Annotated in this window: 9 protein-coding genes; 3 read left to right on the forward strand and 6 right to left on the reverse strand. The window is 68.5% G+C overall.

Annotation, left to right across the window (positions count from 1 at the left end; all coding sequences use genetic code 11):
• A complete protein-coding gene (locus VEB62_RS09535) occupies positions 1 to 948 on the forward strand; it encodes a homoserine kinase (protein WP_324798559.1) in 948 nt (315 codons plus the stop codon).
• Here VEB62_RS09535 and thrC read toward each other — a convergent pair.
• Both thrC and VEB62_RS09545 read right to left on the reverse strand, forming a co-directional pair.
• Entirely contained in the window at positions 945 to 2,312 is a 1,368-nt protein-coding gene (gene thrC / locus VEB62_RS09540; protein ID WP_324798562.1) for a threonine synthase, read from the reverse strand. The two genes, VEB62_RS09535 and thrC, sit on opposite strands and share 4 nt — an antisense overlap.
• Positions 2,313 to 2,503: 191 nt before the next feature.
• Entirely contained in the window at positions 2,504 to 8,944 is a 6,441-nt protein-coding gene (locus VEB62_RS09545) for a VCBS domain-containing protein (protein ID WP_324798565.1), read from the reverse strand.
• Between the two features lie 672 nt (positions 8,945 to 9,616).
• Between VEB62_RS09545 and VEB62_RS09550 the strand changes: the two genes are divergently transcribed.
• On the forward strand, positions 9,617 to 10,408 hold the full coding sequence (locus VEB62_RS09550) for a helix-turn-helix transcriptional regulator (RefSeq protein WP_324798569.1): 792 nt from the start codon (positions 9,617 to 9,619) through the stop codon (positions 10,406 to 10,408).
• Here the strand turns inward: VEB62_RS09550 and VEB62_RS09555 are convergent.
• The gene (locus VEB62_RS09555) at positions 10,389 to 11,312 is read right to left on the reverse strand and encodes an ROK family protein (protein ID WP_324798571.1); all 924 of its coding nucleotides are present in this window, start codon (positions 11,310 to 11,312) and stop codon (positions 10,389 to 10,391) included. The genes VEB62_RS09550 and VEB62_RS09555 overlap by 20 nt on opposite strands.
• Positions 11,313 to 11,476: 164 nt before the next feature.
• Between VEB62_RS09555 and VEB62_RS09560 the strand changes: the two genes are divergently transcribed.
• A complete protein-coding gene (locus tag VEB62_RS09560) occupies positions 11,477 to 13,801 on the forward strand; it encodes a GH92 family glycosyl hydrolase (RefSeq protein WP_324798574.1) in 2,325 nt (774 codons plus the stop codon).
• A gap of 10 nt (positions 13,802 to 13,811) precedes the next feature.
• Here the strand turns inward: VEB62_RS09560 and VEB62_RS09565 are convergent, their stop codons facing one another.
• The 3 genes from VEB62_RS09565 to VEB62_RS09575 form a co-directional block, all read right to left on the reverse strand.
• On the reverse strand, positions 13,812 to 14,339 hold the full coding sequence (locus VEB62_RS09565; protein ID WP_324798576.1) for a hypothetical protein: 528 nt from the start codon (positions 14,337 to 14,339) through the stop codon (positions 13,812 to 13,814).
• Between the two features lie 12 nt (positions 14,340 to 14,351).
• Positions 14,352 to 15,749, reverse strand: a complete 1,398-nt coding sequence (locus VEB62_RS09570) for a glycoside hydrolase family 47 protein (protein WP_324798578.1) — start codon at positions 15,747 to 15,749, stop codon at positions 14,352 to 14,354.
• A 146-nt stretch (positions 15,750 to 15,895) separates the two neighbouring features.
• Positions 15,896 to 16,084 carry a hypothetical protein gene (locus VEB62_RS09575; RefSeq protein ID WP_324798580.1) on the reverse strand — a complete coding sequence of 63 codons (189 nt, stop codon included), beginning with the start codon at positions 16,082 to 16,084 and terminating at the stop codon, positions 15,896 to 15,898.
• Positions 16,085 to 16,242: the final 158 nt, after the last annotated feature.

The raw sequence follows: 16,242 nt of genomic DNA on the forward strand, positions 1-16,242 counted from the left end.
ATGGCCGTCTTCACCCCTGTCGAGGAGGCCGAGGCCGAACCCTTCATTAGCCGCTACGGCCTGGGGGCCCTGCGGGCGCTCACGCCGATCGCGGAAGGGGTGGAGAACACCAACTACCGGCTCGACACCGAAGGCGGGCGGTTCGTCCTGACCCTGTTCGAAGGCCGGACCGACGCCGCCGCCCTGCCCTTCTGCCTGGGCCTGACCGCCCACGCCGCCGCCCGGGGCCTGCCCTGCGCCCGTCCGTTGAAGGACGTCGCCGGCCATACCATCGGGACCCTGAACGGCCGCCCCGCCGCCATCCTGGAATGGCTGCCCGGAGCCTGGAAAGGCGATCCCTCGACCGCCGATCTGACCCGAGCGGGCGAATTGCTGGCCCGTTTTCATCTGGTCTCGGCTGATTTCCGGAGCGAGCGCGCCGACCCGGTCGGTCCCTCCACGCGTCGGGCGCTGTTCGACCGCTGCCTGACCCGCGCGGACGCAGCGGACCTCGCCCTGCTCGAGCGGATGGTTCCGTGGGTGGCGCCGGAAGCCCCGGACCCCGCCGCGGGTCTGCCGCGGGGCCCGATCCACGCCGACTACTTCCCCGACAATCTCCTGTTCGAGGGCGACGCGCCGAGCGGGCTCATCGACTTCTATTTCGCCTGCACGGGCGCCCTGGCCTACGACCTCGCCATCGCCCTGTCGGCCTGGGGGTTCGACGCCGCCGGCGAACCGCGGCCGGGCGCGCTGCGGGCGTTCCGGACGGGCTATGAGTCCGTGCGTCCGCTCAGCCCGGCCGAGGCCGCCGCCCTGCCGGCGCTCGGCGCCGTCGCGGCCGTGCGCTTCACCCTGACGCGGCTGCACGACCGGCTGTTCCACGATCCGACCCGACTGGTCACGCCCAAGGATCCGGCCCCGTTCCTCCGGCGTCTCGACTGGTGGACCGATCAGGCGCTGGCGGCCTAGGCCACCGCCGCCAGCACCGCCTCGAGCGTCGGATCGACCATCTCGAAGCGCTCGGTCCGTCCTTCAAGGCCTTCGAGTTGCGGCGGGCGCTCAGGCGCGAAGCCCAGCGCCGCTTCCACGCTTTCCGGAAACTTGGCCGGATGGGCGGTCGACAGGGCCACTACCGGCCCCGCCGTACGGTCGGCGCGCCGCGCCGCATGCAAGGCCACGGCGGTGTGAGGACAGATCACCCGGCCGTTGTCGGCCCAGCTCCGCCGCATCTCTTCCACCGTTTCCGCCTCGCTGACCGACACGGCCGTGACCTCCCGCCGCAAGGCCGCCAACAGGTCGTCCGGCAGCGTCATCCGGCCGTCCCGCGCGAAGTCCGCGAACAGGCCGCGGGTCAGATCGGCGTCCCGGCCCGACGCCTCGAACACCAGCCGCTCGAAATTCGAAGGCGCCTGTACGTCCATGCTGACGCTGGCCGTCGGCCGGGCCTGGCTGCGCTCATAGACGCCGGTGTCGAGCGCCCGGACGAGGGCGTCGTTGCGGTTGGTCGCCGCCACGATCCCGCCGACCGGCAGGCCGCACCGGCGCGCCGCCCAGCCGGCGAAGGCATCGCCGAAATTGCCCGTCGGCACGACATAGGTCGCCGGCCGGCCGAGGGTCGCGGCGGCGGCGGCGTAATAGGGCATCTGACCCGCCAGCCTGGCCCAGTTGATCGAATTGACCGAGCTGACGTGCCGCGACGCCTTGAGCCCCGGCTCGGCCAGCAGCGCCTTGACCAGCCGCTGGCAGTCGTCGAAGTCGCCGCGGACGGCCAGGTTGAGCAGGTTGGAGGCGCCGGAGGTGGTCATCTGCAGCCGCTGGACCGGCGACACCCTGTCGAGCGGATGCAGGACGACGAGGTCGACCCTGTCGGCGCCGGCGAAGGCGTTCACGGCCGCCGCGCCGGTGTCGCCGCTGGTGGCGGTGAACAGCAGCAACCGCTCCCCGCTCTGCGCCAGCGCCGCCTCGGAGAGGCCGGCGACCAGTTGCATGGCCAGGTCCTTGAACGCCGCCGTGGGCCCGTGGAAGAGTTCGAGCACAAACAGGTCCGGAGCGATCTCCACCAGGGGGACGGTCCGCGGATGCGCGACCCTGTCCTGCACGCGCCGGGTCGCCGCGGCCAGGGCTCCTTCGGGCAGGGATGCGCCGACGAAAGGCGTCAGCAGGCGTTCGGCCAGTCCGGCGTAGCCGGCCGCCCCCTGCCCCGGTGCGACGAGGTCGAGGCGCGGCCACTGGGCCGGCGCGAACAGACCACCGTCCGACGCGATTCCGTCGATGACCGTTCCAGCGAAGTCGCAGGGCGGCGCCAGGCCGCGCGTGCTCACGTATTTCAGCATCATGGAGTCCCCGGAGCGCCGGCTCCGTGTGTTCGTCGCTCCACCCTAGTTGTGAAGGATCGATACGGCCACACAGGATCGCGAGCGCTGTCAGGTCAGACAGCGCGGCGATTCAACGCATGATGCTCCTCGGCGGGTCCTGATCTGAAGCGTGTCCCCGGCGCCCGCACCGGCGCCGAGGACATCATGTCTCAGCTCCAGAAATCGAAGTCCGTCCGCTGGCCCGCGGCGGAATCGTCAGGGATGACCGCGGACACGTCCGTATGGTGCGACAGGAACATCTCCCCGAAGCCCACCAGATCCATGGAGGCCATTTCCGTCACCTCGAGATCGGCCAGCAGATCTCCGAGGAGCACCAGCGGCTCCATGTCGTTGGCGGCCGGCATCACGAAGGCGTCGTCGTCGGACAGGACCGCGATCTGCGGCGCATCCTTGGACGACATGGCCAGCGACGCCGCCTGGGGCGCGACCGCCCCCGGAGCCGGGTCGATGGTCACCGTGATGCTCTGCGGCGCTGTGCTGGCCGAGGACCCGGTCTCGTCGATGTAGGTCGTGCCCACCACGGTGAGGGTGAACGAGCCCGAATAGTCGTCGGGCGTGTTGATCAGCAGGTTGCCGCCAAGATCGCTGGCCGGCACCCGCCACCCACCGCTCGCGTCCAGCTCCCCGAAGTTGAAGGTGGAGCCGGCGGGGAAGCCGGTGATGACGACGTAGGTATCTTCCGACGCCTCGCCCGCGCCGAGGGTCATCGACACCGGCACCGTCACCTCGTCGCCCTGCTGGCCGGCGGCCTCGGCGATTCTCGCCAGACGTCCCGGGACCAGGCCGAGGAAGCTCTCGATGGCCGAAGCGGACTGGTACGAGGAGTCGAGCCAGGCCATCTGGCCGCCGTGGGTGGGCGAGACGCCATCGTGGCCGCTCTGAACGCCGACGCTGCCCAGGGTGGTCCAGCCCGAGAAGCCGGACTCGAAGCTCGACACCGTGACGCCGTTGATCTGCAGATTGTCGACCAGCAGATGCGAATTCAGCGAACTGTCATTCACGTTCGAGACGCCGACGCCGAAGCTGTAGTCGCCGGCCTCGGTGGCGGTGAAGGTGAAGGTCTTCCACCCCGTGGTGCCGTAGTCGCCGACCACCTGGACCGAGCCCAGCATATAGGCCGCGCCGTTCACCGAGGCGAAGGCGAAGTCGTTGTAGGGCATGTAGTCGTGGGCCACGAAGTCCCAGCTGAACGACACGACGTCGCCCGCCTCGAGGTGCACGGTCGTCTTGATGGCCGAACCGACCGTGGGATTCAGCACCGTCGAGGAGCCGACCGCGAGCACCGGAGCATCCGCTATGCCCGCCACGTTGATGGTGGCCGAGGCGCTGGCCACGCCGCCGAAGCCGTCCGCCACCGTATAGGTGAAGTCGACCGGACCGCTGGCGTTGGCCGCCGGGGTGTAGGTGAGGCTTCCGTTGGCGTTCAGTTTCAGGAAGCCGCCGTCCGCAAGCCCCACCGTGCCGCCGGCCGCGACGGCCTGGCCGTTGATGTGGGTCACGGTCAGGCTGTCGCCGTCGACGTCGCTGTCGTTGGACCGCACGTCGAAGGTGACCGGCTGGTCTTCCACCGCCGCGACGGCGTCGTTGCCCGCGGCCGGGCCGTCGTTCTGGCCCTGAACCGTAACGCTCAGCGTCGTGCTGGACGATCCGCCGTCGTCGGTCACCGTGTAGGTCACGGAAGTGGTGGCCGATTCTCCGACGCCGAGGTGATCGAAGTCGCCGTCCGAGCCGAAGGTATAGCTGCCGTCCGACTGCAGGATGAACTCCCCGCCGTTCGAGCCTTCGACCTCCTGGCCCACGAGCGCCGCATCGCCGTCGACGGCGGTGACGAAGACATCGGCGTCGGCCGCGATGCGCAGGTTGTCGATCAGCCCGCCAACATTGTCGTTGGCCCCCGCCGGCTCACGGAAGGTGATGACGTCCGAGCCGCTGCCGATGAAGGTCACGGTAAAGGTGGAGAAGGTGGTCGAGGGCGGCGTGAAGACGCCCAGCGACACGCCGTTGACGAAGAACTCGACCTGGTTGCTGGCGGACGAGGTGCCGTTGCGCTGCGCCAGGTCGAAGGCGAGCGTGTATTCGCGGCCCACATCGGTCGTCAGGTTGCTGCTGTAGGCGTCCTGGCCGCCGCCGTTGTCCAGTTCCAGGAAGGCCGTGCCGTCGCTGGCGGTGTTGCCGAGGAAGCCGGTGCCCCAGACCTCGAACGAGCCCTGCACCGAGGTCCAGCCCGGCAGGCTGGCCGCATAGCCGATACCGCCCGGCCCCACGCCGTGCCCGTCCTCGAAGCTGCCGTTGACCAGCACATTGCCGCTGTTGTCCGTCGAACCGGTGACGACGTCGTTGGCGATCACGTCGCCCGAGGTCGAGCCTCCCTCCGACACGACGACCGTGTCGGGATTGGCGACCGGGGCCTCAAGACGGCCCTCGACCGTGATGGTCACCGTGGCGGTCGACGTCGCACCATGGGCGTCGGTGACCGTGTAGGTGAAGGAGTCGGTCGTCTGCTGCCCCCGGCTCAGCCCCTGCAGGCTGCTCGAAGTCGACGGGTCGTAGACCACGTCGCCTGCCGCGTTGATCGAGACGGAGGCTCCTTTGGCCGAGACGCCCGAGACCGAGGTCAGGGTCGGCGCGCCGCCGTCGACATCGCTGTCGTTGGCCAGCAGGCTGGCGGCGGTCAGGACGATGGCGGTGTCCTCGTTGGCGCTCGCGACATCACCCACGGCGACCGGACCGTCATTGGTTCCCGTGATCGTCACCTCAACCAGCTGGTCGACCGTGCCGCCGAGGCCGTCGGAAACGGTGACGGTGTAGCTCTGGGTCAGCGTCTGGCCTGCGGCGAGGTGCTGGATGGCGGCGTTGTCGACCGCGAACTGCCAGCTTACCGAACCGGCGCCGTCGCCGGATCCGTTGTCGGTGACGTGGGCGTTGAAGGCGCCCACATTGCCGGAGCCCTGCGCGGCGCTGGAGACGGAGTGACCGTCGGCAAGGTCGACGTCAGCGAACTGGACCGTCCCGGACGCGGCGACGACGCCATCTTCCTGGACCGCGCCCGACGAAACGGCCGCGGTGATCGTCGGCGCATCATTGGTTCCGACGATGGTGACGCTGACCATCTGCTCGATCGAGCCGCCGGCGCCGTCGTCGATGGTGACGAGGTAGCTCTGGGTGATCGTCTGACCGGCGGCCAGATGTTGAAGCTCGCCGTCATTGGCCGCGAAGGTCCAGTTGACCGTGTTGGTCGCCTGGTCGACGCCGTCGATGGTCAGGCCGCCGACATAGGCCGAACCCTGGGCCGCGACCGTAGCCGTATGGGTGTCGCTCAGATCGACATCGAAGAAGGCGGTGGTCCCGCTCGCGCTCAACATCGTCGAGCCCTCGCCGGCGTCGCCGTCGGCCAGTTCGGTCAGCTGGACCGTCGTTTCAGTCGAGCCGATTACGATCTCGTCGAGGAAGATGTAGTCGTTGTAGGGGGCGTCGAAGCGCACCTCGTCCACATTGCCGAACGCGGGGTCCAGGGTGACGACCTGATGCTGATAGTCGACGTTGAAGGTCTGGGTCGCGACCAGAACGCCGTCCAGGTAGCCGTAGATGGTCGCCGTCGAGCTAGACTGGAAATTGGCCACCGAGAAGCTGCGGATGCTGAAGTTGGCGCCGTCCTCCCGGCTGATCGTGCCGTCCGACCCGCCGACGGACCAGTTGGCGGATCCGTAGGTGTAGGTCATGCCCCCGTCGGCGCCGTAGCCGTACGGATAGTCGTAGAAGCCGTCGAAATCGAAGCCGTTCTCATGGAACGACCAGTTCGTCCCATCGTAGACGCTCGAGTCGTTGGAGTCGCTGAAGCTGAACACATGACTCGCGCTGGTGGTCACGGTCGGCACGTCGTTGGAGCCGGTGATCGTCACCTCGACCAGCTGGTCGACGGTGCCGCCGCGGCCGTCGGAAACGGTGACGGTATAGCTCTGGGTCAGCGTCTCGCCGGCGGCGAGGTGCTGGATAGCGGCGTTATCGATATCGAACTGCCAGCTGACCGAACCCGCGCCGTCGCCGAAGCCGTTATCGGTGACGCTGGCGGTGAAGACGCCGAGGTAGTCGGCGCCGTTGCCGACGCTGGATACGGAGTGGCTGTCGCGCAGATCGACATCCGCGAACTGGATCGCGCCTGAGGCGGTGACGACGCCGTCTTCCTGGACCGAGCCGGACGAAACCGCTCCGGTGATGGTCGGCGTGTCGTTGGTCCCGACGATGGTGACGTTGACCAGCTGCTGGGTCGTGCCGCCCTCGCCATCGTCGATAGTGACGAGATAGCGCTGCAGCAGCGTCTGTCCTTGCGAGAGATAGGCCAGTTCAGCGTCGGTGGCGGAGAAGGCCCAGGTGATCTCGCCGGCGCCGTTTCCGGTGGCGCTGTCGTTGATCACCGCGGTGAAGGTCCCGACGTAGCCCGCCGCCTCTGCTTCGGCGCTGACCGAATGGCCGTCGATGAGGTCGATGTCATCGAAGGTGATGACGCCGGAGACGCTTTCCACGCCGCCCTCGACCACTTCCCCGAGAGAGAAGGCCGAGGAGATGACCGGGCCGTCGTTCTCGCCGGTGACCGTGATGATCACATCCTGTGTGGCGACGCCGCCCTCTCCGTCATCGACGCTGACCGTATAGACCTGGGTACGGGTCTCGCCCGCGCCGAGGAACTGCACCGCCGCATTGGCGACCGAGAAATTCCACTCGACGGACCCGGCGCCATCGCCGGTCGAGGCGTCGGAGACCGAGGCGGTCAGGGCGCCGAGATAGTCACCCCCATAGGCGGCGACGCTGACCGAATGGCTATCCACCAGATCCACGTCCGCGAAGCTGATCACGCCGGTGTCGGTCAGTTGCAGGTTCTGGCTGTCGACGCTGACCTGGAGCGTGTACGGCCCCGCCGAGCGCGCGCCGTCGCCGTCCCAGTTCTTGACCACGACATAGTAGACGCCGTCCGCCGACGGCGAGAACTGCAGGTAGGAATCCTGGGACGCAGACGAGCCGGCGCCGCCGACCGTACGGGGCGCGTCATCGTTGAAGTTGAGCAGGTTGCCGGCCGAGTCATAGATGAAGACGAAGGAGTCGAGGCCGAAGTTCGCCGGATAGCCGGGGAAGGAACCCGAGCCGTAGCCCGCCGCGAAATCGATATCCAGCGTCAGCAGTTCACCCGCGGACAGATCGATCCGGTAGACGTCCTGCGCGCCGGGCGCCGACACGCCGCCGTTGATCGACAACGACGCATCCGACGGATCGCCGAGGTTGGCGTTCGGGGCGATGCGCAGCAGACTGCGGTCGATGACCTGGGCCGCGTCGAAGGTGTCGTTGCCCTCGACCTCCGACACCACCGGAGTCGACGCCGCGCCGGGCGCGGTGACCGGATTGGTTTCCGACACGCCGCCGGTCGCGTCCGCCGCGGTGATGACCGGCGTGTCGTTCGTGCCGGTGATGGTGACGGTCACCGGCTGACTGACCATGCCGCCATGGCCGTCGGAAACGGAGACGGTGTAGGTCTGGGTCAGGGTCTCGCCAGCGGCCAGATACTGGATGGCGGCGTCGTCGATGGAAAAGGTCCACTCGACCGAACCCGCGCCGTCGCCCGTGCTGTCGTCCGTGACGACCGCCGAGAAGACGCCCAGGTAGCCGTCGCCGTTCGCTTCGCTGGTGACGGAATGGCTGTCCAGAAGATCGACGTCCGCGAAGGCGATCACGCCGGTCGCGCCGGCGCCGGCGTCCTCGACCACGGCGCCTTCCGACACGACCGCGCCGAGGGTGGGCGCATCGTTCGAACCGGTGATGGTCACGGTCACGGTGGCCGTGCGCACGTCGCCGTCCGAGTCGGTGACGGTGTAGGTGAAGGTGTCGGTCGCCGTCTCGCCCTCGGCGAGATGCTGCCAGTGGGCGGCGTCCGGCGTATAGACGAAGCTGGCGGTGTCGGGCGAGGCCGGCGCGCCGGAGGTCCGGGTCAGGACGACCGAGCCGTGCGCGGGCTGGGTGTTGGTCAGGTTGGCGATCAGGTCAGGCACGCTGTCGTTGGCGAGCACGTCGACCGAGATCGAACCGGTCTCCTCGCCGGCGCTCATCGCGTCGTCGACCAGCGCCACGGCCTCGTCGCGGGGGTCGAAGGCGACGCCATCCACGATGACGGTCAGGCTCTCGAACTTCGAGACGGTCAGGCCGGAGGAGAAGGTGAAGTTGCGGTTGTTGGCCTGGCCGTTCACCGGGTTGGTGACCTCGGCCAGGAAGGCGAGATAGCGCGCGATGTCGGCCTGGACCGCCGGGCTCTGCCATTCGGCGCGGGTCATCGTCAGCTGAAGGGTGTCACGGCCGGAACCGCCGTCATAGGTGTCGGTCGAACCGGCGTTCTCGCCCATGCCGTAGACCAGCAGGTCGTCGCCGGCGTCGCCGCTGACGATGTCGTTGCCCGCGCCGCCGTCCAGGACGTCATTGCCCGAACCGCCGTTGATCCGGTCGTTCCCGCCCAGGCCCTGGATGTCGTCGGCGCCAGCGCCGCCGTTCAGGTGATCGGCGCCAGCGGTGCCGGAGATGGTGTTGCCACCGGATTTCGATTGAGCAGCCATGTGTACGCCCCTTGCTGTTGTGTCGTGCGGCATCGAACGGCGGCGGCGGCCACACGGCCGCAAGCGCACGGCCGCCGGTCATCCGGCGACGCAAAAGCGCCGACACTGCTTGTTTCCTGCCCCTCCCCGCCGCGCCCGTTCCGGCCGCGACCGTGCGGCGCCGCCGTTCAACTTTCCGGTGAACGGGCCGACGCACCGCTGACGAAGTAAACGAAGTCTGAACGTCGGAATATGCCTGTCCGTCTCAAAAACAGCGGCCACCCCCCTGAGAAAAGGCCAATTTCTCCTGACGCGGGAATGACTTGGCGTTAACACTATGGTTCATGGAACTTCGCTCGCGGAATGTCGCGGCGGGCCCCATCCGTTCCGGGCACAGATCAATCTCGCTTAACCTGTAGGGGCCTGAGGCCAGACATGAGCAGTGGCACGGCCGCCAGCGCCCGACCCGGAATCGCGAGATGGAGTATCTCCGCCGCGAACGATTCGACCGCGCTCGACCGCTATCGTGAAGGCCTGGGCGACTGGTACGCCGCCTCGGACTTCGACGAAGCCGCCCTGCCCCGTTTCTTCACTGACAATCTGGTCTGCCGGTTCGGCGATTATGTTGTCGGCCGGGGCCGATCGATCGGGCAGACGCTGGTAAGGGGCGTCCGCGAGATCAGGCGTTCCGAGTTGAACGGCATCATCCTGCTGCTGGATCTCGCCGGCATGAAGGGCGAAATCGACGGCGTCAGCTTCAGTGGCTGTCCCGGAACCGTCCACCTGCGGGACATGAGCCGGCCATCGGCCGGTCGGGTCTCCGCCGTCGACGCGATCACGATCGCCATGCCGCGGGAAGCGGCGCCGACCTGGCTGCTGGAGCCGCGGTTCCACGGCGCCCGGATCGACGGCGCGCAGGCCGTGGGGCGCGCCCTCATCCACCATTTGACGGCGCTCGCGGGCGCCGCCCCCAGGATGGGTGTCGAGGACGGCGTCGCTTCAGTCCAGGCCGCATTCACGCTCGCCGAGAGAGCCTTCACGAGTTCCGGCCAACTCGCGCCCGATCAAACGAGGGCGCTGTATGCCGGACTACGGGCCTCCGCCGGCGCCCTGATCGATCGGAACCTGAATGATCGCAACCTCAGCGTTGCGAGCCTGACCGGCGCGCTGGGCGTGTCACGGGCGACATTGTTCAGGGCCTTCGCGGCGGAAGGCGGGATCAACGTCCAGATCAGACAGCGACGGCTGCAAAGTGCGCACGCGGCTCTGCTGGATCGGGTCGACCGACGGCCGACGGTCGCCGAGGTCGCCCATATGCACGGCTTCGTCAGTGAATCGCATTTCAGTCGCGTGTTCCGGGAAGCCTATGGAGAGGCTCCCGGAGCCGTCCATTCCCGCCCGACGGGCCCCGCGGTCTCCGATCAATTCGAAGGCGATATGCGCTACGACGTGGTCCTCGGCTGGATCAAGGGCGGTCAGGACTGACGCGCTCCCGGGCCACGCAGCCCAGGGCTATGGCCCCCAGCGGGCCCGCCATGGCGCCCAGGCCGGGCGGCGCGACGAAGTCGTCGATGGTCGCCGCGATCCGGGCGGCGGTCGCGTAGCCGGCCAGACTTCGCAACAACGCCTCGCGCAGACGCGGAAACAGGTGCTCCTGCCCCGTGAATATTCCGCCGCCGATCAGGATGCGCTCCGGCGCGGTCGTCAGCACGAGATTGTGCAGCAGACCGCCCAGAGCCTGCACCACCATCTCCCATGCGGGGTCGTCGGCGGCGATGAACTCGCCGCGCCGGCCGGTCCGCGCCTCCAGCGCCGGTCCGGCGGCCAGGCCCTCGACACAATCACCATGATAGGGACAACTGCCTGGCCAGGCGTCACCGGCGATGCGGCCGACGCGCATATGTCCCGCCTCGGAATGGCCGAGGCCGCGCACGGTCTGTCCGTTGACGATCGAGCCCACGCCTATCCCGGTGCCCACGGTGACATAGGCGAACGACCGCAGGTCCTTCGCCGCGCCCCAGCGCCCCTCGGCGAGGGCCGCCCCGTTGACGTCGGTGTCGATCTCGACCGGCCCGTCGAACCCGTCGGCGAGGCGGGTCAGATCGGTGTCGCTCCAGCCCGGCTTGGGCGTCGCGACGATGGAGCCGAAGTCAGGCCTGCGCCGATCCAGTTCCAGGGGTCCGAAGCTGGCGACGCCGAGAGCCGAGACCCCACCGCCCTCGCGCCAGCGGGACAGCACGCGCCGGATCTGGCCGAGCGTTTCGTCGGGCGTCGTGGTGGCGATGCGGACTTCGTCGCGGATATCGCCGGGGCCCGAGGCGAGCAGGCAGACGCATTTGGTCCCGCCCAGCTCGACGCCGGCGATCAATGGCGCATCGCCTCCAGACATCGGCTTCCCCTGATCCACCGCGATCCCCCCGGCGCCTGCCAACCGCCGCAGCCTCCGTCAACGGACGAAGGAAGAAGGTGACGATCGGGCAAGACCGCATCATCCTGCCCCGATTCCGGCGCGTGGGTCCGACGCGCCGCGGAACTTTCGACAGAGGAATGGCGATGCGGCGTTTCGGTCTGGCGGCGGCGGTGTTGGCGATATGCATGGCCGGGGCGTCCCATGCCCAGACGGGGCCTTCGGCCTTCGATGCCGTCGACCCCTTCATCGGGACCCTGGGGAAGGGGCACACCTTCCCGGGCGCCGTCGCGCCCTTCGGCATGGTCCAGCTCAGCCCGGACACCGACTACCGGCCCTTTCGCCAGTCCTATGACTGGGCCTCCGGCTACCGCTCGGACGACCCGACCATCATGGGGTTCTCGCACACCCATTTCTCCGGCACCGGCCATTCCGATCTGGGCGACGTCCTCATCACGCCCCTGTCCGGCGAGGTGAGATGGGACGTCGGCGACCCGGTGCAGCCTGGATCGGGCTATCGTTCGCGCTATGACAAGAGCTCCGAGCACGCCGAGCCCGGCTACTATTCGGTGGCCCTGACCGACAATCGCGTCCGGGCCGAGCTGACCGCCGGCGTGCGCACCGGCCTGCACCGCTACAGCTTCGCCGCCGGCGAGCCGGCCCGCGTCCTGCTGGATCTGCGCCATTCCATCTACGACTATCCGGGCAAGGTGCTGTGGTCGCGCATCCGCGTGCATCCGGACGGGACGGTCACCGGCTTCCGCGAGACCCGGGGCTGGGCGCCCGGCCGCCAGCTCTATTTCGCCATGCGGTTCTCCCGGCCCGTGGTCGGCTACGAGTTGCGGAACCGCGAGGAGAACATTCCCTACAACGGCTTCCGCCAGCCCGGCCGGGCCATGGACGACCGCGCCCAGATCCAGGGCCGTGCGCTGCAGGCCGCCTTCGACTTCGGCGAACTGTCGTCGCCCTTGCTGGTCAAGGTCGCCATCTCCTCGGTGGACGAGGCCGGAGCGATCCGGAACCTTGAGTCGGACGGCGAGGGCTTCGATTTCGACGGCCTGCGCGCCGCCACGCGCGCCTCATGGGAAGAGGCGCTGAACGTCGTCGAGATCGACGCCGAGCCGGAGATGCGGACCAGCCTCTACACCGCCCTGTATCACGCCCTGATCGCCCCGGCCGTCCACGGTGACGCCGACGGGCGCTGGCGCGGGCCGGACAATGCGGTGCACCAGGCCGACTTCACCGTCCACTCCACCTTTTCCCTGTGGGACACCTTCCGGGCCGAGCACCCGTTGCTGACCCTGGTCGCCCCGCCCGGGCGCAACGCCGACATGGTCAACTCCCTGATCGCGGCCCAGCGGGTCAGCCCCTATGGAATCCTGCCGGTGTGGTCGTTCCACGGCCAGGAGACCTGGACCATGATCGGCTACCACGCCGTCCCGGTCATCGCCGATGCGTATCTGAAGGGCGTCCCCGGCATCGACGGAACGGCGGCGCTCGAGGCCATGGTCGCCAGCGCCACCTATCGCCCCTACGGCGGCCTCGGCGACTATATGGACCTCGGCTACGTCCCCATCGACCGCGAGCCCGAGGCCGCGTCCAAGACGGTCGAATACGCCTATGACGACTGGACCATCGCCCGCATGGCCGAGCGGATGGGCCGCGCCGATGTGGCCGCGGAGTTCGACCGCCGCGCCGGCTTCTGGAAGAACACCTTCGATCCACAGACCGGCTTCGTGCGCGCCCGCCTCGCCGACGGTTCGTTCCGCGAGCCCTTCGACCCGACCGCCATCAACTACGGATCTGACTATACCGAGGGCAACGCCTGGCAGTATTCCTGGTTCGTGCCGCAGGACATGGCCGCGCTGGTCACGGCCATGGGCGGCGACGCGGCGACGGTCACGAAGCTCGACGCCATGTTCGACTTCGACAACACCGGGCTCGACTACTCCCACGCCGAGGACATCGCCGGCCTGATCGGCCAGTACATCCACGGCAACGAGCCCAGCCACCATTCGGCCTACGCCTATGTCTACGCCGGCGCCCCGTGGCGAACGCAGGCGCGGCTGAAGCAGATCATGGACAGCCAGTACCGCGCCGCGCCTGACGGCCTCAGCGGCAACGACGACGTCGGCCAGATGTCGGCCTGGCTGATGTTCAGCGCCATCGGCTTCTACCCGGTCACGCCGGGGTCAGGGCAGTACGTCATCGGCCGCCCGTTCACCGATCGCACGGTGCTCAACCTGCCGGGCGGCAGGCGTTTCACGATCGCGACGGGGGGGCTGTCGGACGACCACCCCTACGTCCAGTCGGTGACCCTGAACGGCCGCCCGCTGGAGCGGACCTGGATCGGCCATGACGAGATCATGGCCGGCGGCGAGTTGCGCTTCGTGATGGGGGCGGAGCCGAACACGGCCTGGGGCGCGGCGCCGGCGGCCCGGCCCTACTCGATGACTGGATATTCGCAGTAAGGCCGGCCGTTCACCACGGCGCGCCGGCGGCGGACAGCGACGCCAGCGCCAGCGCCGCGACCGTTGGATAGAAGGTCAGGCCGAAGCCGAAGGCCCGGGCCGCCGCCCCTCTGCCCCAGCCGGTCCAGAACAGCAGACGGCCCAGTGAGAACAGTCCCCCCAGCGCGATCAGCAGGCTCGCGGGCCGGTCCATGAACAGCGCGACCCCCAACCAGACCGGCCAGGCCAGCACCGCCTGCTCCAGCGTGTTCCGTAGCACCGACTGCGGGCCAGTAAGCGCCGGGTCGTCTCCGCCCCCGATCCCATCCGGTGACAGGAGCCGACGGCGCGCCACATCGGCGATCGTCGCCGTCAGCCAGAAGGCCGGGATGAACCCCGCGGCCCCCGCCATCGACAGCCGCTCGTCCGTATCCGGCGCGACGTCGCCCCATCCAGCGTACAGCGCGGCGGCCATAGCGGCGAGGGTCGCGGCGAGGGCCAACCCCATCCGGATGATGACCCCGCGCTGTTGCGGCCGAAAGCCCCGGTCCCCGTCCATTCCGTCCTCCCGCTAGTCCCGGACGAACCCCCTCAGCACATTCGCCTCTGTGCTCAGCACCAGCCGGCTCAGGTCCACCCGCTTCGGTGCGGCGAACATCAGGAAGTAGTATTTCATCTGCTCCGACCACCAGTAGCCGGGGCAGTTGTCGCCCTGGGTCATCGGCCGCGTGGTGATGTCGGCCAGCGAGGTGTAGCCGTAGGTCGCCTTCGACGTCGCTTTCATGTTGCGATAGTGGACAGCCGTCAGCGCCCGGTAGCGCTCGTCCCGATCGTGCTGCCACAGATTCAGGCACGCATCGGCGAACTCCGGCCGGAGCCCGGTGCGCTTGCCGCGGGGCGTCGCCGTCGTCACCTCGATCGACTCCGGGATGATCGTGTAGCGCTCCTGCATGGCTGAGTAGCTGGCGAGGAAGTCGTCGCCCTCGGCCTTCATCCCCGCCTGCCCCAGCAGCCCGGCCAGATAGCCGCCCAGCACCGTCTGCGACGTGCCGGTCACGGCCCCGGTCTCATAATCCACCATCGGGAACCACAGCCGCCCGTCGTAGCGCTTGCCCTGATGGGCGACCATGGCGCCCAGGCATTCCCCGGCCCAGCGCTTCATGTCCGCGTCGCCGAACAGCTCCCAGCTGTCCCACAGGTATTCGTAGAAGCTGTCGGCATAGACGTCGATCGAGGCGTTGCGGCTGGTGAACAGCCCCGTCTCCGCATGGAGGTTCGCCGCCATCAGGCCGAGGTCGGACCGCATGTCCAGCGCATGCTTCATCGCCCGCTTCGCCGCCGCGTAGTAGCGGTCGTCGCCGGTCAGCTGGCCCAGCACCCCGAACTCGGTCGCATAGGTGCCGATTTCGGCCAGGTTTGTCTCCGGGTCGCGCACCGCGCCGGTCTTCAGGTTCACGTAGCGGTACGGCAGGCCGTGCGGCGAGGCGTCGAACGCTTTCATTAACCGGTCGGCGAGATCGCGCGCCTTGTCCAGCAACGCCGGATCGCCACAGGCCAGATGCGCCGACAGCAGGCCGCCGACCAGCCGGATGTTGGTCTCGAACACCTGGGCGTAGCCATCGACATCGAAGTCCAGGTTCGCCTTCACCCAGTCGACGCCGGCCTGGAACTCCTCGTCCAGTTCCATGATCCACAGCGTATCCAGCGCCTCGACCAGCGACAGGCCGAGGTCGTGGCCCTCGATGAAGAAGGACCGCGACGTTCCGCTGACCGGGTTGATCTCGTCCCTGCCCCACGCCCGCTCGACGTAATGCCGCCAGGCCCACTGGAACTCGGACTTCACGTCCTCGCCCAGAGCGGCCCAATCCTCTGACCGGGCCTCGGCGGGCAAGCCGGCGAGGCCGGCCACCGCGCCGCCGGCCAGCAGCGACAGGGTGGAACGGCGGTTGAAGGACAGTGCGTTCGTCATCGAATCCCCCCGGACGGCACAGATGATCGCCTGCCTAGCATACGCCGGCGCCGCGTCCGATCGAACGGTTCCGACTGCGCGCGAACGTCCGCTATCGACCCTGAGGAATGGGGTGGACCTTCCCCGCCGTTAAATGGGGGAAGACGCTAGAACCAGGGGGCGTCTCCGGAGGCCGTCGCCAGGCCGTAGGCCATGACGCCTCCGAGGATCATGATCCCGGCGACCACGAGATAGTCGAGCGTGCGTTCCAGTCTCCAGAATTTCTGGCTGGCCGGCGTGTGGTGGTGTTCCGCCTCACCCGTCGCGGCGTGCTTCCGCAGACCGAGGTGGGGCATATGAAGTTGACGTGGCATCACATACCTCGATGCACCGGCGCCGAAGAGCGGCGTCACACAGGTCAAACGTGCCCCGGGGCGGGCGAGTTCCTGGGGAATCGCAGGCTCCCGGGGCAGGCGAAAGGTCGCGCCCCGCTTGCCTTCGCCTGACGTGCCGG

The organism is Brevundimonas sp. (genome assembly GCF_035626975.1).
GTDB lineage: Bacteria > Pseudomonadota > Alphaproteobacteria > Caulobacterales > Caulobacteraceae > Brevundimonas.